Raw genomic sequence first — 18,175 nt, 5'->3', positions numbered from 1 at the left:
AGGATTCGAACCTGCGACCAATTGATTAAAAGTCAACTGCTCTACCAACTGAGCTAACGACCCACTTTTGCGTTGCTTTCGAGTTGTTTAATATCCCGTGGCAACGGCGGCATATATTACTGATTTCAGATTTGAGCGCAACAAAAATTTCGACGCAGGGGGCTCAACTGCTTAGGAATCGCACGACGCGACCAGAAAAAAGGCGTTTTCTGGTCGCATGGTACGCATTACATCGCGTTAAGACGCTTCTGCGCCTGTTTCGCGCCATCAGTGCCAGGATATTTGTTAATCACCTGCTGATAAACCGCTTTCGCTTTTGCCGTATCACCTTTGTCCTGCATGATAACGCCAACTTTGTACATCGCGTCCGCAGCCTTCGGCGACTTAGGATAGTTTTTTACTACCGAGGCGAAATAATAGGCGGCGTCATCTTTTTTACCCTTGTTGTAATTCAACTGGCCCAGCCAATAATTGGCGTTCGGCTGATAAGTAGAATCAGGGTATTTCTTGATGAAGTTCTGAAACGCCACAATCGCATCATCCTGGCGAGACTTATCCTGCACCAGCGCAATTGCCGCATTGTAATCGGTATTCGCATCGCCACTTTGTACCGGCGCCCCTGAGGTTGCCGTACCGGCATCCGGGGCGGGGGTCGCAGTGGTTGCCGTCCCGCTCTGGTCACCAGCCGCTGGCTGCGCTGCGCCGCCATTATTTAAGCTCCCCAGCTGCAGCATAATTTGCTTCTGGCGCTCCATCACCTGATTCAGTTGATACTGATTTTCCTGGATTTGGCCGCGCAAAGAATCGATATCGGACTGATTATCGGAGAGCTGCTGCTGAAGTTGGGTTAAAAGCTGGCTGTGAGCGTTAGAGATACGCTCAAGTTGAGTGACGCGGTCTTCGACCGAGCCTGAGCCGACACTACTGATTGGCGCCTGAGCAAAAGCGGCCCAGGGGGCCGCTATGCCAACCAGTAACGACAGACTCAACAGGTGATGTCTGAAGTTACTGCTCATGCAATTCTCTTAGTAAACCAGTACAGCGCGACGGTTCTTAGCGTAAGCCGCTTCGTCGTGGCCCAGTACGGCAGGTTTTTCTTTACCGTAAGAAACGATGGAGATCTGGTCAGCGGAAACGCCTTTACCCTGCAGGTACATTTTAACGGCGTTAGCACGACGTTCGCCCAGGGAGATGTTGTACTCCGGAGTACCGCGTTCGTCCGCGTGACCTTCTACGGTGACTTTGTAAGACGGGTTGCTACGCAGGAAGTTAGCGTGCGCATCCAGCATTGCCGCGAAGTCAGAACGGATATCGTACTTGTCGAGATCGAAGTAAACGATGTTGTTCTGCTGCAGCTGCTGCATCTGCAGACGCGCTTGCTCTTCAGATGACATGTTGCCGTTGCCGTTAGCGTCCATACCAGTGCCGGCGCCGTTCAGCATGCCGCCTTCGCTACCGTCATTGCTGGCGTTCTTGTTGGAAGAACATGCCGCGATTGCCATAACAGGCAGGGCAATCATCAGGCCCTTCAGCACTTTGTTCAGTTGCATTTCTTTAATTCCTTTAGTAATCAATTAATTATTATCACAGATACGGCGACCAGGCAGGCGATTTCACCTGACCATCAGTTGCCGGAAGACGCGCTTTGAAACGCCCATCTGTAGAAACCAAATTCAGCACAGATCCCATCCCCTGAGAAGAGCTGTAGATTACCATCGTGCCGTTAGGTGCCAGACTTGGCGTTTCATCCAGGAACGTTGACGACAGAACCTGTACGCCACCCGTCACCAGATCTTGTTTGGCAATGTGCTGCTGCCCGTTATTTGAGCTTACCATTACCATAAATTTACCGTCGCTGCTGACATCCGCATCCTGGTTTTGCGAACCTTCCCAGGTAATACGCTGCGCCGCACCGCCGTTAATGTTCATTTTATACACTTGCGGACGTCCAGCCTGGTCAGAGGTAAAGGCCAGAGTCTGGCTGTCCGGGAACCAGGTCGGCTCCGTATTGTTGCTACGCCCGTCCGTTATCTGACGAATCTGGCCGGAGGCGAGATCCATAACGTACAGGTTCAGACTTCCGGTTTTCGATAACGCGAACGCCAGTTTCGTCCCATCCGGCGAGAAGGCCGGCGCGCCGTTGTGACGCGGGAAGGACGCAACCTGACGCACTGCGCCGTTTGCCAGCGTCTGGATAACCAGCGCGGAGCGACCGCTTTCAAATGTCACGTAAGCCAGTTTTGAGCCGTCCGGAGACCACGCCGGAGACATCAGCGGCTGCGGAGAACGGTGCACTACGAACTGATTGTAGCCATCGTAATCCGACACACGCAGTTCATACGGGAACTGACCGCCGTTAGTCTGTACCACATAGGCGATACGAGTACGGAACGCGCCCTTAATGCCCGTCAGTTTTTCAAAGACTTCGTCACTGGCGGTGTGGCCTGCATAACGCAGCCACTGCTTGTTCACTTTATAAGAGTTTTGTGCCAGTACAGTCCCCGGCGCGCCGCCAGTGTCAACCAGCTGATAAGCAACATTGTAGGAACCGTCCGGATTCGGCGTGACCTGTCCAACAACGACAGCATCAATACCCAGCGCAGACCATGCGGTAGGCTGAACTTCCTGAGCGGTGGCTGGCTGCTGCGGCAGTCGGGACCGGTCTAACGGATTAAATTTACCGCTGTTGCGTAAATCTGCCGCCACGATGCCGCCGATATCTTCAGGCGCAGCGCCCGGCCCGGCCCATTTAAAAGGCACAACGCCAATCGGTCGCGCCGAGTCCACCCCCTGGGTGATCTCGATACGGACTTCTGCGTGCAGCACCGCCGCCCACAGCATCAGAAAACCAAATGCTACTCGTAATGCCTGCTTCATCATATCTCCCATACCTGGGCCTGCGACCCACGATAATTTAGCAGAATGTTAACAAACTCAAATACACAAAACCACCAGGACCAGTAACAACTCAACCGCTCCAACTTCCATAAAGAAAAGTATCTACAGTTTAAAGTCTAGTTTGGCATCCTTTATTTTCTCATAAACAGCCTGGCTTGGCGGTTTAGGAATTTTCGCGGTTTTTGCCGCCATTAACGCCGCCTGACAAAGCGCCGGATCGCCGCCCTCAGACGTAATGCTTTTTAATGAGCCATCCGGCGCCAGGCTAATATGCAAGACACATTGTTTGCCCTGATACAGGCTCGCATCATACAGACGGCTCTGAATGGCGACCTGAATCTGTTTCGCGTAGGCGCTGATATCAGCGCCTGTCGCCCCACCGTTAGCGCCCGATGTACCGCTATCTTTCGATGGCTGACCATTCCCTTTCGCGCCACCGCCGGTTTTCGGCGCATTCTTACCCGAGCTGAGATCGCCAAGCAGATCATCGACGCCTTCTGCGGCGGCCGCTTTTTCGGCAGCCGCTTTCTTCTTAGCGTCCGCCGCAGCTTTCGCCGCCGCGGCATCCGCTTTCTTCTTCGCCTCCGCCGCCGCTTTCGCCGCCTCGGCATCCGCTTTCTTCTTCGCCTCCGCCGCCGCTTTCGCCGCTTCGGCTTCCGCTTTCTTCTTCGCCTCCGCCGCCGCTTTCGCCGCTTCGGCTTCCGCTTTCTTCTTCGCGTCCGCCGCCGCTTTCGCCGCTTCGGCTTCCGCTTTCTTCTTCGCGTCCGCTGCCGCTTTTACCGCCTCGGCTTCCGCTTTCTTCTTCGCGTCCGCCGCCGCTTTCGCCGCCTCGGCCTCCGCTTTCTTCTTCGCGTCCGCCGCCGCTTTCGCCGCTTCTTCGGCCTGTTGCTGCTGCTGTTGCGCCAGTTTTGCAGCTTCTTCAGCCTGCTTTTGCTGCTCCTGAGCCGCTAAACGTTCTTTCTCAAGTTGTTTCAACCGCTCCTGTTCGGCAGCCTGCTTCTGCTGCAACTCCTCTGCTTGCTGCTGTTGCAGCTTTTTACGCTCTTCTTCCGCGCGTCTGGCGCTGGCCTGTTGATCCTGCTGACGGTTGTACTGCTGCACAACGGCGCCAGGATCGACCATCACCGCGTCGATAGCGGAACCACCGCCGCCGCCGGCAGAAGCCTCTATATGCTCATCAAACGAACTCCAGATCAGCACTGCAAATAAGATGATATGCAGCACGGCTGAAATAATTATCGCCCGTTTGAGCTTGTCGTTTTGTTCGGTTGCCTTTGACACTCTCGGTTCCCAAAAAACTGTTCGCCTGTTACTCGCCGTCTTTCAAGCCAACGGGACGCAGACTTCAGATTGGCTGCGTCATTAAGCCAACCGATTTTACGCCCGCGCTGTGTAACAAGTTCAGCGCTTTAATTATTTCATCGTACGGCACCTCTTTCGCGCCGCCGATTAAAAAGACTGTTTTCGGATTAGCCTGCAGATGACGCTTTACTTCTGCGATCACCTGTTCAGACGGCAGTTGATCCATTCGATCTTTATCAACCACTACGCTGTATTGCCCTACTCCGGAAACCTCAATAATGACCGGTGGATCGTCGTTACTACTGACCGCCTGCGACTGATTCGCCTCCGGCAAGTCGACTTCCACGCTCTGGGTAATGATCGGCGCGGTTGCCATAAAGATCAGCAGCAGCACCAACAGTACGTCGAGCAGCGGTACAATATTGATTTCGGACTTAAGTTCGCGACGACCTCGTCCACGCGTTCTGGCCATGGCTTACCCCTTGTTGCTTTCGCTTACGGTAAACGCCTGGCGGTGCAGAATCGCGGTGAACTCTTCCATAAAGTTGTCGTAATTCAGTTCCAGCTTGTTCACGCGCTGATTCAGTCGGTTGTAAGCCATAACCGCAGGGATGGCGGCAAACAGACCAATCGCCGTGGCAATCAATGCTTCGGCAATACCCGGCGCAACCATTTGCAGAGTCGCCTGTTTCACCGCGCCCAGGGCGATAAACGCATGCATAATCCCCCATACGGTGCCAAACAGACCGATATAAGGACTGATAGAGCCTACCGTGCCAAGAAACGGGATATGCGTTTCCAGCGTTTCCAGCTCTCGGTTCATGGAGATGCGCATCGCACGCGACGCCCCCTCTACCACTGCCTCCGGCGCATGGCTGTTGGCGCGATGGAGCCGGACAAACTCTTTGAACCCGCTATAAAAGATTTGCTCCGAGCCCGACAGACTATCGCGTCTCCCCTGGCTTTCCTGGTACAGACGCGATAGTTCGATTCCGGACCAGAATTTATCTTCAAACGCTTCCGCCTCACGCGCAGCGGCGTTCAGGATACGCGTTCGCTGGATAATGATGGCCCAGGATGCTATTGAAAAACCAATCAAAATCAACATGATAAGTTTAACCAGAAGGCTTGCCTTCAGGAACAAATCAAGGATATTCATGTCAGTCACTGCTTAAACTCCGCGACAATAGACTTAGGAAGCGCACGAGGCTTCATTTTGAGTGGATCAACGCAAACAATCAGAACCTCTGCTTCATTTAGCAGCGTGTTCTCTGCGTTGACAATGCGTTGCGTGAAAACCAAAGCGGTGCCACGCATTGACGTAATTTCTGTTTGAACTTCAAGCATATCGTCGAGCCGCGCAGGCGCATAGTATTCCAGCGTCATCTTGCGCACCACAAAGGCGACCCGCTCCGCCAGCAGCACCTGTTGGCTGAAGTGATGGTGACGCAGCATCTCCGTGCGCGCTCTTTCATAAAAAGCGACATAGCTGGCGTGATAAACCACACCGCCGGCGTCCGTGTCTTCGTAATAAACTCGAATTGGCCATCGAAATATATACTTATTCATCCCTGCAGCCTCTTTGTTGGCGTCATCCGCTTGCCGCCGTAATGCCTCAAGAATGCCGTTGTATATCGCCTTGTATTCACTTTACATCCCGGTAATGCAACAAAAGTAGAGCTTTTAAACGTTGCTACTATACGCGTGGGAATGAGGCTTGGGAATGGGGGGAAGTTAAGGGAGAGTAAAAATATATGGGCTTATGCAAGCCCCTATATTTTTAAGGAGGTTTCTTATTCACAAGAAGAAGAAAATCAGGCCGACGATAAGGACGATATCCGCAAGGAGCGGACAAAAAATCCCTTGCCAGTGTACGGATTCAGGGCGAAAACCCACGCCGTGGATTATGCCTGCGCAAACCGCCCACATCAGCAGTAATCCGTGCCAGATTTCAAGCGTGCTGGTCCTGGCGGCAAACCGTGACGGGTCCCAGAACATACATCCTGCCAGCACTATCGCCATCACGAAGGAAAGCGCCCTTAACGGGCGCTTGTCCATTACCGCATACAGTTTTGCGATAATATGGGTCATTAGCTTTCTTCTTGACCGGTTTTACCCGCTTCAACGTGCTCAAGCGCCAGGGCGGTAATGATCCCGAATGCACAGGCAAGAAGCGTTCCCAGAATCCATGCGAAATACCACATTTTAAGCTCCTTACTTAGTACAGAGAGTGGGTGTTGCTTTCAATATGTTCTTTAGTGATACGACCGAACATTTTCCAGTAACACCAGCTGGTGTAGATCAGAATGATCGGTACGAACACCGCCGCAACCCAGGTCATCAGGTTCAGCGTCATCTGGCTGGATGTCGCATCCCACATGGTCAGGCTGGCATTCATCATCGTGCTGGACGGCATCACAAATGGGAACATAGCGATACCCGCCGTCAGAATAATGCAGGCCAGGGTCAGCGAAGAGAACAGGAATGCCCACGCGCCTTTCTCCATACGGGAAGTCAGGATAGTCAGCAGCGGCAGAACCACGCCCAGAGCCGGAACCAACCACAGGATCGGAGCATTATTAAAGTTCACCAGCCAGGCGCCAGCTTCACGCGCCACTTCTTTAGTCAGCGGGTTAGAGGCGGCATGATGATCAATCGCGGATGTCACGACATAACCATCAATACCATACATTACCCAAACGCCCGCCAGCGCAAAGCACACTAATGTCACCAGCGCCGCAATCTGCGAGGTGGCGCGCGCGCGCAGGTGCAGTTCGCCAACGGTACGCATTTGCAGGTAAGTCGCCCCCTGCGTGATGATCATCCCTACGCTTACGATGCCCGCCAGCAGACCAAACGGGTTCAGCAACTGGAAGAAGTTACCGGTGTAGTACAGACGCAGATACTCATCTACATGGAACGGTACGCCCTGCAACAGGTTGCCAAAGGCCACGCCAATCACCAGCGGCGGCACAAAGCTACCGATGAACACGCCCCAGTCCCACATGTTGCGCCAGCGCGGGTCTTCAATCTTGGAACGGTAATCAAAACCGACCGGACGGAAGAACAAAGACGCCAGCACCAGGATCATCGCTACATAGAAACCGGAGAACGCCGCAGCGTAAACCATCGGCCAGGCAGCAAACAACGCACCGCCCGCGGTGATCAACCACACCTGGTTACCGTCCCAGTGCGGGGCGATAGAGTTAATCATAATTCGACGTTCGGTGTCGTTACGACCGAGGAAACGGGTGAGCATCCCCACCCCCATGTCGAACCCATCGGTGACGGCGAAACCAATTAGCAAAATGCCAACCAGCAGCCACCAGATAAAACGTAGTACTTCATAATCGATCATTTGACGACTCCTGTCTTAGCGTGCCGGCTGAGAAGTCACGGTGGACTGCTCAAAGTGATAGCGACCGGTTTTCAGGCTGCTTGGGCCAAGGCGTGCAAATTTGAACATCAGGAACAATTCTGCCACCAGGAACAGGGTATACAGGCCGCAAATCAGGAACATGGAGAACAGCAGATCGCCCACGGTCAGCGATGAGTTCGCCACGGCTGTCGGCAACACTTCGCCGATCGCCCACGGCTGACGACCATACTCGGCGACGAACCAACCTGCTTCAACCGCAATCCACGGCAGTGGAATACCGTACAGCGCCGCGCGCAACAGCCATTTTTTCTCACCGATGCGGTTACGAATCACGCTCCAGAAGGAGAGTGCGATAATCGCCAGCAGCAGGAAGCCGCACGCCACCATAATACGGAAAGCGAAGTACAGCGGCGCAACGCGAGGAATGGAATCTTTCGTCGCTTGCTGGATCTGCGCTTCGGTAGCGTCAGTCACATTAGGCGTATAGCGTTTCAGCAGCAGGCCGTAACCGAGATCTTTCTTCATGCTGTTGAACTGGTCGCGAACGGCCTGGTCGGTAGAACCGGCGCGCAGTTGTTCCAGCAGTTCATAGGCTTTCATCCCGTTACGGATACGCTCTTCATGCTGCACCATGAGATCTTTCAGGCCAATAACCGGCGTGTCCACGGAACGCGTAGCGATAATGCCGAGCGCATAAGGGATCTGAATCGCCAGATGGTTTTCCTGTTTGTCCTGGTCAGGAATGCCGAACAGGGTAAAGGAGGCCGGAGCAGGTTGCGTTTCCCATTCTGCTTCAATCGCAGCGAGCTTGGTTTTCTGCACGTCGCCCATTTCGTAACCGGATTCGTCACCGAGTACGATAACGGACAGTACGGCAGCCATACCGAAGCTGGCAGCAATAGCAAAGGAGCGTTTAGCAAAGGCGAAGTCACGACCTTTCAGCATGTAGTAAGCGCTGATACCGAGGATGAACATCGCGCCGGTGACATAGCCGGACGCCACAGTGTGAACAAATTTCACCTGTGCTACCGGGTTCAGCACCAGTTCAGAGAAGCTCACCATTTCCATACGCATGGTTTCGAAATTGAAATCCGCAGCGATTGGGTTTTGCATCCAGCCGTTCGCTACCAGAATCCACAACGCGGAGAGGTTGGACCCCAGAGCCACCAGCCAGGTGACGCACATGTGCTGAACTTTACTCAGACGATCCCAGCCGAAGAAGAACAGACCTACAAAGGTGGATTCGAGGAAGAAGGCCATCAAACCTTCGATGGCCAGCGGCGCACCGAAGATGTCCCCAACATAGTGGGAGTAGTACGACCAGTTTGTCCCGAACTGGAACTCCATGGTCAAACCGGTAGCCACACCCAGAGCAAAGTTGATACCAAACAACTTGCCCCAGAACTTGGTCATATCTTTATAAATCTGTTTGCCGGAAAGGACGTATACCGTTTCCATAATGGCCAGCAGGAACGCCATACCAAGCGTTAGCGGCACAAACAGGAAGTGGTACATCGCGGTCAAGGCAAACTGTAAGCGCGACAGTTCGACTATATCTAACATCATGACTCCTTGCTCATCGCATGAAGACTCCGAGAGTGAACCCCGTTAGAAAGGGTCACACGCATGCCCCAATACAAATTTATTTGCGGCCTTCCATCGTACTATCCCCTCGGGAAGGAAACAGTAATGATGAAAAGTTACAAACATGTTAATAAAAAACCCAAATTGATCCCGCAAATATATTACGCCGTAAAACCCTTACAATAAACAGGTTTTTAGTGGGTCAGATTTGCTTTTTTCGACAGCGATCAATTTATGGCTAATCTATCGCTTTTCAGGGAATTTGATCACGGACAATTTAACCAGTTTTGATGCTCTTTTCCAACATTTAAATATTGATTAAAATCAATTTTTGAAGTTAATGTTAATAATGTTTATTCATTGAATGCATGGTGAATTTTTTGTTAACTTTTTGTTTTTGCAAAGAGTAATTTCAAACCCCTTGTAAAAAGAGGCTTATTCGATAAGGCTAAACATTTTGTGCGTTTTTTACTGCCCCGCATCCAGTAAAAAACATTCCACATTGATGTTCAATTATTGCTAAATAGCTCACAGATTTTTTCTGTAGGTTATCAACACTTATTATTTTATACATTTAGTCTATTTTTATTTTACTTATAATTAACACCGCAAAGAAACTATCTCATTGCACACGCGCCATCATCCCACCGGGATTACCCTGCCCCAACTTCCCTTTCCCGACGACTAACGGCCAGGATCATCTTGCCAGGTTATCGCCTTAATTATCGCTAATAAGCTTTCCAGATAGCCAGAAACAAACATTTTATTCGCTAATTTTTCTTTATTTCAATAACACCGTATTTGCCTCTCTATAATTATTATAGTGAAGATTCTGTTATCACCTTCACAGATTTACCCTCAATTTCTACGTCACTCATAGTGATAATTCTGTTTATTCGCAGCCATAAATACCCTTTAAACATGATTAATCACGAACGAATAGTGTCAATAAGTTCTTAATAATTTTTAAAGTTAACCTCTTTTAACCAGCAAAAGTTCATATAATTTATTAAACGATATCTTTAATACTTCAGGGAAATAATGCCGGTACTCTTATGATTAAAATAGCTGTTTTATTCTGCCATTAAACAAGCAGTCTGTGTAAGCGCGATACATCTGAGGAGACATGTAGTTCGCGCTCAGGCAAACATGCGCGGCCACAGAGTCAAGCGTCAATTTACTATAGAGGTTAGCGTCAACATAGTGTAATGCTGCAATGCGTTTTTTTCATGGCGGAAAGCGCATAATCCGTCTCCAGTGAGGTCGGCAGGTATTTCACTAAGACAGCATCTGTATTTGCTGCAAAAGAGTTAACCAGCAAACTGAGTAAATTTACTGCCGCTGCCAGACGGTTATTATCAATTATTTTTAGACTCCACCATGTTTTTTTAATGAGGCATTATTTTCCTATAGTTCAATATTTACAAAGCCAATAATTTTATATCCCGGATGCTTCACCCGTACTTTGCCACAAACAATAAAGCCATAAAAAAGGCCACCGTAAAGGTGGCCAACCATGTCGAAAACGGACATTTATCTGTTCCCGCAGGAACAGCGAGTTTTATTTTATAATTGCTTTCAGCGCTTCGCCGATATCGGCCAGGCTGCGAACCGTCTTCACGCCAGCCGCTTCCAGAGCAGCGAATTTCTCATCAGCGGTACCTTTACCACCGGCAATGATGGCGCCAGCGTGGCCCATACGTTTGCCTTTCGGCGCGGTAACGCCCGCGATATAGCCAACAACCGGCTTGGTCACGTGGTCTTTAATATAAGCCGCCGCTTCTTCTTCTGCGCTACCGCCGATCTCGCCGATCATCACGATCGCTTCAGTCTGCGGATCTTCCTGGAACAGTTTCAGAATGTCGATGAAGTTAGAGCCCGGAATCGGGTCACCGCCGATACCCACGCAGGTGGACTGGCCGAAACCGTAGTCGGTGGTCTGCTTAACCGCTTCGTAGGTCAGCGTGCCGGAACGGGAAACGATACCCACTTTACCCGGCTTATGAATGTGACCCGGCATGATGCCGATTTTGCATTCGCCCGGGGTGATCACACCTGGGCAGTTCGGGCCGATCATGCGTACGCCAGCTTCGTCCAGCTTCACTTTCACGGTCAGCATATCCAGCGTCGGAATACCTTCGGTGATGGTGATAATCAGTTTGATGCCTGCGTCGATCGCTTCCAGAATGGAGTCTTTGCAGAACGGCGCCGGGACGTAGATAACGGATGCGGTCGCACCGGTAGCTTCTACCGCTTCGCGCACGGTGTTGAACACCGGCAGACCCAGATGCGTGGTGCCGCCTTTGCCCGGCGTTACGCCGCCGACCATTTGCGTACCGTAAGCAATCGCCTGTTCGGAGTGGAAAGTCCCCTGGCTACCGGTGAAGCCCTGGCAGATAACCTTGGTATCTTTATTAATTAAAACGGACATTATTTCCCCTCCACTGCGGCAACAACCTGCTGAGCTGCATCCGTCAGACTTTTCGCTGCAATAATATTCAGGCCACTGTCAGCCAGTTTCTTCGCGCCGAGTTCGGCGTTGTTGCCTTCCAGACGCACCACCACCGGAACATTCACGCCCACTTCTTCCACCGCGCCGATGATACCGTCGGCAATCAGGTCACAACGGACGATACCGCCGAAGATGTTAACCAGAACCGCTTTCACGTTGTCATCCGAGAGGATGATTTTAAACGCTTCGGTGACGCGCTCTTTGGTTGCGCCGCCGCCCACGTCAAGGAAGTTAGCCGGTTCGCCGCCATGCAGCTTAACGATGTCCATAGTGCCCATCGCCAGGCCCGCGCCGTTCACCATGCAACCGATGTTGCCGTCCAGCGCGACGTAGTTCAGTTCCCACTGCGCCGCCTGCGCTTCACGCGGATCTTCCTGAGACTGGTCGCGCATTTCGCGCAGATCCGGCTGGCGGAACAGCGCGTTGCCGTCAGCGCCCAGCTTGCCGTCGAGGCAAATCAGATCGCCCTGCTTAGTGATCACCAGCGGGTTGATTTCGATTAGCGCCAGGTCGCGCTCAAGGAAAATGGTTGCCAGGCCCATAAAGATTTTGGTGAACTGCTGCACCAGTTTACCTTCCAGACCCAGTTTGAACGCCAGTTCACGCCCCTGATACGGCATCGGGCCGGTCAGCGGATCGAGCGCGACTTTATGGATCAGATGCGGGGTTTCTTCCGCCACTTTTTCGATCTCTACGCCGCCTTCGGTAGACGCCATAAAGACCACGCGACGAGAACTACGGTCAACTACCGCGCCGAGGTACAGTTCTTTGCCGATGTCGGTCGCCGCTTCAACCAGAATCTGGTTTACCGGTTGGCCATTAGCGTCTGTTTGATAGGTCACCAGACGTTTGCCCAGCCAGTTTTCCGCAAAGGCGCGAATCTCTTCCTTGCTTTTTACTACCTTCACACCGCCCGCTTTGCCGCGGCCGCCAGCGTGAACCTGACATTTCACTACCCACGGGCCGGCACCGATTTTAGACGCGGCTTCTTCGGCTTCACGCGGAGTAGTACAGGCATAACCCACCGGCGCCGGTAAGCCATAGCGGGCAAAAAGTTGTTTTGCCTGATATTCATGTAAGTTCATGTGTTCTGTCCATCCTTCAGGTAATCGTTATCTTTAGACCTGTAGGCCTGAAAGCTGCGCGCCATCAGGCATTACACCATCGCCGGATGGCGGCGTGAACGCCTTATCCAGCCTACAGGTAGCAGGTGATGCTCTTGCTGACTACACGTCCAACAGCAGACGGGTCGGATCTTCCAGCAACTCTTTGATGGTGACCAGGAAGCCCACGGATTCGCGACCATCGATCAGGCGATGATCGTAAGAGAGCGCCAGATACATCATCGGCAGGATTTCCACCTTGCCATCCACCGCCATCGGCCTGTCTTTAATAGCATGCATTCCCAGAATCGCGCTCTGCGGCGGGTTGATGATCGGGGTAGACATCAGCGAACCGAATACGCCGCCGTTGGTAATGGTAAAGTTACCGCCGGTCAGGTCTTCTACGGTCAGCTTGCCGTCGCGGCCTTTGACAGCCAGTTCTTTAATTTTTTTCTCAATGTCAGCCATGCCCAGCGTATCCACGTCACGCAGGACCGGCGTGACCAGGCCGCGCGGCGTAGACACCGCCATGCTGACGTCGAAGTAGTTGTGATACACCACGTCATCGCCGTCGATAGAGGCGTTCACTTCCGGATAACGCTTCAGCGCTTCCACTACCGCTTTCACGTAGAAGGACATAAAGCCCAGGCGGATACCATGACGTTTTTCAAACACTTCGCCATACTGCTTACGCAAATCCATAATCGGCTTCATGTTGACTTCATTGAAGGTCGTCAGCATGGCGGTGGAATTTTTCGCTTCCAGCAGACGCTCGGCCACGCGCTTACGCAGGCGGGTCATTGGCACGCGTTTTTCGCCGCGCGCGCCCAGAGCGGGTTGTGCTGCAGGTTCAACAGCGGGTGCTTTAGACTCGCCTTTCGCCAGATGTTTTTCCACATCTTCACGGGTCAGACGCCCACCCACACCAGTGCCTTTAATGGCGCTGGCTTCCAGATTGTGTTCAGCCAGCAGGCGACGGATCGCCGGGCTGAGCGCATCGTTGTTTTGTTCTTCCAGCGACGCCTGCTGGCGCTGTGCCGGCGTAGACGCTTTCTCTTCAGATTTCGCGCTGGTCTCTTTACCCGCGCTGTTGCCTTCACGCAGGCGACCCAGGATCTGGCGAGAGGTGACAGTCGTCCCCTCTTCTTCCAGAACCGCATCCAGAATGCCGTCCGCTGATGCCGGTACTTCCAGTACCACTTTGTCAGTTTCGATTTCTACCAGCACTTCGTCACGAACAACCGCATCGCCCGGTTTTTTATGCCAGGTGGCGACGGTCGCGTCCGCTACGGACTCAGGCAGGTCGGGAACAAGAATATCTACGCTACTCATTATTTATCCTTTATTTAATCGACGTTCAGCGCGTCATTAACCAGATCTTGTTGCTGTTTCTGGTGAACGGACATATACCCTACCGCCGGAGAGGCGGAGGCCGGGCGACCTGCATAACGCAGAGCGGCCCCAAACGGAATCACTTCACGGAAATGATGCTGACTGCAGTACCATGCGCCCTGGTTGAGCGGCTCTTCCTGGCACCAGACAAAATCATGGACGTGAGCGTATGGTTGCAGCGCTTCCTGCACCGCTTTATGCGGGAACGGATAGAGCTGTTCGATGCGCACGATAGCGACATCTTTCTGGTCGTTTTTGCGCCGTTGTTCCAGCAGGTCGTAATAAACCTTACCAGAACACATTACCACGCGTTTTACGGCTTTAGGGTCCAGCTCGTCAATTTCGCCAATGGCCGGCTGGAAGGAACCGTTCGCCAGTTCATCAAGCGTGGAAACCGCCAGCGGGTGACGCAGCAGCGATTTCGGCGACATCACCACCAGCGGACGACGCATCCCGCGCAGCGCCTGACGGCGCAGCATATGGTAGACCTGCGCCGGGGTGGACGGCACGCAAACCTGCATATTCTGCTCGGCGCAAAGTTGCAGATAACGTTCCAGACGCGCGGAGGAGTGCTCCGGGCCCTGCCCTTCATAGCCATGCGGCAACAGCATCACCAGACCGCACATCCGGCCCCATTTCTGCTCGCCGGAGGAGATGAACTGGTCAATCACTACCTGCGCGCCGTTGGCAAAATCGCCAAACTGCGCTTCCCAGATAGTCAGGGTACGTGGTTCCGCCGTGGCATAACCGTATTCAAAGGCCAGCACCGCTTCTTCGGACAGCACGGAGTCCCAGACTTTAAACTGTCCCTGACCGCTGTGAATATGCTGCAACGGCGTATACGTTGAGCCGTTCGTCTGGTTGTGGATCACCGCATGACGATGGAAGAAGGTGCCGCGACCGGAGTCTTCCCCGGACAGGCGCACCGGAATGCCTTCATCGACCAGCGTGGCGTAAGCCAGATTTTCCGCGCCGCCCCAGTCAAACAATTTCTCGCCTGCCGCCATTGCCTGACGGTCGCCATAAATTTTCGCCACACGAGACTGCATTTCAATGGCTTCCGGCACGGTGCTGATACGTTTTGCCAGCTCCTGCAGGCGCTTCATTTCTACCTTGTTCGGGTATGCTTCATCCCATTCGTGGTTTAGATACGGCGACCAGGTGAACGAGTGCATATTCATTGGACGCCACTCTTTCACCACGCATTCGCCTGCATCCAGCGCATCGCGATAGAGGTTGACCATTTCAGTGGCATCTTCCAGCGTTGCGACCTTATCAGCTTCCAGTTTGTCGGCGTAGATTTTACGCGGTGTCGGATGCTTTTTGATTTTCTGGTACATCAGCGGCTGGGTTGCGCTTGGCTCGTCGGCTTCGTTGTGGCCGTGACGGCGGTAGCACACCAGATCGATGAACACATCGCGTTTGAAGGTGTTACGGAAGTCCAGCGCCAGACGGGTCACAAAAGCGACGGCTTCCGGATCGTCCGCATTGACGTGGAAAATCGGTGCCTGGACCATTTTACCGATATCGGTGCAGTAAGGCGTTGAACGCGCATCCAGTGGGTTAGAGGTGGTGAAGCCCACCTGGTTGTTGATAACGATACGTACCGTACCGCCCACTTCGTAACCGCGCGCTTTCGACATGTTCAGAGTTTCCTGAACCACGCCCTGGCCGGTCACCGCGGCGTCGCCGTGAATAGTGATCGGCAACACTTTGTTGCTGCTCGGTTCGTCCAGTCTGTCCAGACGGGCGCGCACGGAGCCCATCACCACCGGGCTCACAATTTCCAGATGCGATGGGTTAAACGCCAGCGCCAGGTGAACCAGACCGCCTTCGGTTTCGATATCTGACGAGAAGCCCATGTGATACTTCACGTCGCCGGTACCCAGATGTTCTTTATGCTTACCGGCAAATTCGTCGAACAGATCCTGCGGTTTTTTACCCAGTACGTTGATCAGCACGTTCAGGCGACCGCGGTGCGCCATCCCCAGCACCACTTCGCGAGTGCCGCTGTTACCCGCATGGCGAACCATCTCTTTCAGCATGGGTATCAGCGCATCTCCCCCCTCGAGCGAGAAACGTTTCGCCCCCGGGAATTTGGCGCCCAGATAACGTTCCAGCCCTTCAGCGGCGGTCAGTTCGTTCAGGAAGCGTTTTTTCTCGTCAGCGCTAAAGGCCGCACGACCGGATTCGATGCGCTGTTGGATCCAGCGTTTCTCTTCGGTGCTGGTGATGTGCATATACTCAGCGCCAATCGGGCCGCAGTAGGTCTGTTTGAGCGCGTCGAGCAGCTCGCCCAGCTTCATCGTCTCTTTGCCGCTGGCAAAGGAGCCGACATTGAAGGTTTCCTGGAAATCGGCCTCGGTCAAATCATGGAAAGAAGGATCGAGATCCGCCACGCGTTCTTGTTTCCACAGTCCCAGCGGATCGAGGTTTGCATGCTGATGGCCACGGAAACGATAAGCGTTGATAAGCTGCAGGACTTTAACCTGCTTCACATTGGTGTCAGGGTCGGAAATCGTAGAAGAGTGACGTGAGCCAGCCAACGCCTGCCGCCGGAAATATTCACGTGTTTTTGAATGGAGTTGATCCGGTTTGACTCCGGTACCAGGTAACTGCTGGAACGTCAAACGCCAGTTAGCGTCTACCGAGTCAGGATCGGTTAAGAAGTCTTCATAGAGCTGTTCTATCCAGCTCTGATTCGAACCAGAGAGGTAAGAAGAGTCCAACCAGGCTTTCAAAGCGCTGTTCTGCATCGTGATCCCTTAAGCATCTTTTCTGCTTATTTAATACTCTAAATAGGTCACGTTTCAGGAAGGCGGCAAGCTTGCGAATCCCAGGGAGCTTACATCCAGTAAGTGACCGGGGTGAGCAAGTGCAGCCAACGCACATGCAACGTGAACTATGACGAGTATTTCGCCGTGGATACTAACCACGCATACGCCGTATGCGTGCCGGGGTTCACTTGTTGCGGACTGTCGTGTCATCTGCGTCCGCTAAGGAACCTTTAAAAACTGTCTAATAATCTTCGCTGTTCAGGCTACGACTGCGTTGCGGCCTTCGCTCACTCCGGTCACATAGTTAACTATGCTCCCGAAGATTCGTTCAGACCGCGCCTTGTCTCGCTCTGAACATCTCGATTATTACTAATCATATGGCAGTTTTTAGAGGTTTCCTGCACTTCTATTGCCCGATGGCGCCTGGCTTATCAGGCCTACAGAATACGTAACCCGTAGGCCGGATAAGACGGTACGTCGCCATCCGGCAACCACTACAACTACTTATGCGCTACGCTGCAACAGCATCGACTTAATATGGCCGATAGCGCGCGTCGGGTTCAGTCCCTTAGGACATACACTGACGCAGTTCATAATGCTGTGACAGCGGAATACGCTGAATGCATCACTCATCCCTTCCAAACGACTGTCAGTCTCGGTATCACGACTATCGATCAGGAATCGATACGCCGCGAGCAGACCCGCCGGACCGATAAACTTATCCGGGTTCCACCAGAATGACGGGCAGGATGTTGAGCAACAGGCGCAAAGAATACATTCATACAGCCCATCGAGTTTTTCACGCTGCTCTGGCATCTGCAGATGCTCACGAGCCGGTGGATTTTGCCCATTATTCAATAAGTAAGGCTTAATCTTCTCATATTGTGCGTAGAATTGCCCCATGTCTACCACCAAATCGCGGATCACCGGCAAACCGGGCAGCGGGCGAATCACAATCTTCTTACCCGGCTGAGTCAGCGCCGAAATAGGGGTAATACAGGCCAGACCATTCTTACCGTTCATATTCAAACCATCAGAACCACACACACCTTCGCGGCAGGAACGGCGGAAAGAAAGGCTGGGATCTTTTTCTTTAAGCTGGATTAACGCATCCAGCAGCATCATGTCACGCCCTTCTTCGCCTTCCAGGGTGTAATCCTGCATACGCGGAGCGTTATCGACATCCGGGTTATAACGATAAATCGAAAATTCGAGTTTCATCATCCTG

16 protein-coding genes are annotated in these 18,175 nt (G+C 52.8%); all 16 read right to left on the bottom strand.

Annotated elements, in window-relative coordinates; translation table 11 throughout:
• Positions 1–227: 227 nt before the first annotated feature.
• The 16 genes from cpoB to sdhB all read right to left on the bottom strand — a co-directional run bounded on the left by cpoB (position 228) and on the right by sdhB (position 18,168).
• Positions 228–1,016 carry a cell division protein CpoB gene (gene cpoB / locus ACLD4F_RS21015; RefSeq protein ID WP_000097553.1) on the bottom strand — a complete coding sequence of 263 codons (789 nt, stop codon included), beginning with the start codon at positions 1,014–1,016 and terminating at the stop codon, positions 228–230.
• 9 nt (positions 1,017–1,025) lie between these two features.
• Positions 1,026–1,550 carry a peptidoglycan-associated lipoprotein Pal gene (gene pal / locus ACLD4F_RS21010; RefSeq protein WP_001176621.1) on the bottom strand — a complete coding sequence of 175 codons (525 nt, stop codon included), beginning with the start codon at positions 1,548–1,550 and terminating at the stop codon, positions 1,026–1,028.
• 34 nt (positions 1,551–1,584) lie between these two features.
• On the bottom strand, positions 1,585–2,877 hold the full coding sequence (tolB, locus tag ACLD4F_RS21005) for a Tol-Pal system beta propeller repeat protein TolB (protein ID WP_001562341.1): 1,293 nt from the start codon (positions 2,875–2,877) through the stop codon (positions 1,585–1,587).
• Positions 2,878–3,000: 123 nt separating this feature from the next.
• Positions 3,001–4,179: a cell envelope integrity protein TolA gene (gene tolA, locus ACLD4F_RS21000; RefSeq protein ID WP_000030589.1), complete on the bottom strand. Its 1,179-nt coding sequence runs from the start codon at positions 4,177–4,179 to the stop codon at positions 3,001–3,003.
• Between the two features lie 64 nt (positions 4,180–4,243).
• On the bottom strand, positions 4,244–4,672 hold the full coding sequence (tolR, locus tag ACLD4F_RS20995) for a colicin uptake protein TolR (protein ID WP_000124676.1): 429 nt from the start codon (positions 4,670–4,672) through the stop codon (positions 4,244–4,246).
• Between the two features lie 3 nt (positions 4,673–4,675).
• Positions 4,676–5,368 (bottom strand): Tol-Pal system protein TolQ, encoded by a 693-nt coding sequence (tolQ, locus tag ACLD4F_RS20990; RefSeq protein WP_000131318.1) that lies wholly within the window; start codon positions 5,366–5,368, stop codon positions 4,676–4,678.
• Positions 5,365–5,769 carry a tol-pal system-associated acyl-CoA thioesterase gene (gene ybgC / locus ACLD4F_RS20985; RefSeq protein WP_411011015.1) on the bottom strand — a complete coding sequence of 135 codons (405 nt, stop codon included), beginning with the start codon at positions 5,767–5,769 and terminating at the stop codon, positions 5,365–5,367. The genes tolQ and ybgC overlap by 4 nt, the downstream gene beginning before the upstream one ends.
• A gap of 228 nt (positions 5,770–5,997) precedes the next feature.
• Positions 5,998–6,291 carry a cyd operon protein YbgE gene (gene ybgE, locus ACLD4F_RS20980; protein ID WP_000148790.1) on the bottom strand — a complete coding sequence of 98 codons (294 nt, stop codon included), beginning with the start codon at positions 6,289–6,291 and terminating at the stop codon, positions 5,998–6,000.
• Entirely contained in the window at positions 6,291–6,404 is a 114-nt protein-coding gene (gene cydX, locus ACLD4F_RS20975) for a cytochrome bd-I oxidase subunit CydX (protein WP_000270278.1), read from the bottom strand. Before cydX ends, ybgE begins: the two co-directional genes overlap by 1 nt.
• A gap of 14 nt (positions 6,405–6,418) precedes the next feature.
• Positions 6,419–7,558 (bottom strand): cytochrome d ubiquinol oxidase subunit II, encoded by a 1,140-nt coding sequence (cydB, locus tag ACLD4F_RS20970; RefSeq protein WP_000568258.1) that lies wholly within the window; start codon positions 7,556–7,558, stop codon positions 6,419–6,421.
• Between the two features lie 15 nt (positions 7,559–7,573).
• Positions 7,574–9,142: a cytochrome ubiquinol oxidase subunit I gene (gene cydA, locus ACLD4F_RS20965; protein WP_000884369.1), complete on the bottom strand. Its 1,569-nt coding sequence runs from the start codon at positions 9,140–9,142 to the stop codon at positions 7,574–7,576.
• Positions 9,143–10,724: 1,582 nt separating this feature from the next.
• Positions 10,725–11,594 (bottom strand): succinate--CoA ligase subunit alpha, encoded by an 870-nt coding sequence (sucD, locus tag ACLD4F_RS20960; protein WP_000114631.1) that lies wholly within the window; start codon positions 11,592–11,594, stop codon positions 10,725–10,727.
• Complete coding sequence (gene sucC, locus ACLD4F_RS20955; RefSeq protein ID WP_001048590.1) at positions 11,594–12,760, bottom strand: ADP-forming succinate--CoA ligase subunit beta; 1,167 nt, start codon at positions 12,758–12,760, stop codon at positions 11,594–11,596. The genes sucD and sucC overlap by 1 nt, the downstream gene beginning before the upstream one ends.
• Positions 12,761–12,901: 141 nt before the next feature.
• Positions 12,902–14,110: a 2-oxoglutarate dehydrogenase complex dihydrolipoyllysine-residue succinyltransferase gene (gene odhB, locus ACLD4F_RS20950; protein ID WP_000099858.1), complete on the bottom strand. Its 1,209-nt coding sequence runs from the start codon at positions 14,108–14,110 to the stop codon at positions 12,902–12,904.
• Between the two features lie 14 nt (positions 14,111–14,124).
• Entirely contained in the window at positions 14,125–16,926 is a 2,802-nt protein-coding gene (gene sucA, locus ACLD4F_RS20945) for a 2-oxoglutarate dehydrogenase E1 component (protein ID WP_001181500.1), read from the bottom strand.
• Positions 16,927–17,451: 525 nt separating this feature from the next.
• Positions 17,452–18,168 (bottom strand): succinate dehydrogenase iron-sulfur subunit SdhB, encoded by a 717-nt coding sequence (gene sdhB, locus ACLD4F_RS20940; RefSeq protein ID WP_001537859.1) that lies wholly within the window; start codon positions 18,166–18,168, stop codon positions 17,452–17,454.
• Positions 18,169–18,175: the final 7 nt, after the last annotated feature.

Source organism: Salmonella sp. 741265050_HSA (genome assembly GCF_046569445.1).
Classification (GTDB): domain Bacteria; phylum Pseudomonadota; class Gammaproteobacteria; order Enterobacterales; family Enterobacteriaceae; genus Salmonella; species Salmonella enterica.
This window is presented reverse-complemented; position numbering and strand designations above follow the sequence as displayed.

Bases quoted from the DNA above. Each gene is read 5' to 3' on its own strand.
- cpoB (WP_000097553.1), bottom strand. From the start codon at position 1,016: ATGAGCAGTAACTTCAGACATCACCTGTTGAGTCTGTCGTTACTGGTT.
- pal (WP_001176621.1), bottom strand. From the start codon at position 1,550: ATGCAACTGAACAAAGTGCTGAAGGGCCTGATGATTGCCCTGCCTGTT.
- tolB (WP_001562341.1), bottom strand. From the start codon at position 2,877: ATGAAGCAGGCATTACGAGTAGCATTTGGTTTTCTGATGCTGTGGGCG.
- tolR (WP_000124676.1), bottom strand. From the start codon at position 4,672: ATGGCCAGAACGCGTGGACGAGGTCGTCGCGAACTTAAGTCCGAAATC.
- ybgC (WP_411011015.1), bottom strand. From the start codon at position 5,769: ATGAATAAGTATATATTTCGATGGCCAATTCGAGTTTATTACGAAGAC.
- ybgE (WP_000148790.1), bottom strand. From the start codon at position 6,291: ATGACCCATATTATCGCAAAACTGTATGCGGTAATGGACAAGCGCCCG.
- cydX (WP_000270278.1), bottom strand. From the start codon at position 6,404: ATGTGGTATTTCGCATGGATTCTGGGAACGCTTCTTGCCTGTGCATTC.
- cydB (WP_000568258.1), bottom strand. From the start codon at position 7,558: ATGATCGATTATGAAGTACTACGTTTTATCTGGTGGCTGCTGGTTGGC.
- cydA (WP_000884369.1), bottom strand. From the start codon at position 9,142: ATGTTAGATATAGTCGAACTGTCGCGCTTACAGTTTGCCTTGACCGCG.
- sucD (WP_000114631.1), bottom strand. From the start codon at position 11,594: ATGTCCGTTTTAATTAATAAAGATACCAAGGTTATCTGCCAGGGCTTC.
- sucC (WP_001048590.1), bottom strand. From the start codon at position 12,760: ATGAACTTACATGAATATCAGGCAAAACAACTTTTTGCCCGCTATGGC.
- odhB (WP_000099858.1), bottom strand. From the start codon at position 14,110: ATGAGTAGCGTAGATATTCTTGTTCCCGACCTGCCTGAGTCCGTAGCG.
- sucA (WP_001181500.1), bottom strand. From the start codon at position 16,926: ATGCAGAACAGCGCTTTGAAAGCCTGGTTGGACTCTTCTTACCTCTCT.
- sdhB (WP_001537859.1), bottom strand. From the start codon at position 18,168: ATGAAACTCGAATTTTCGATTTATCGTTATAACCCGGATGTCGATAAC.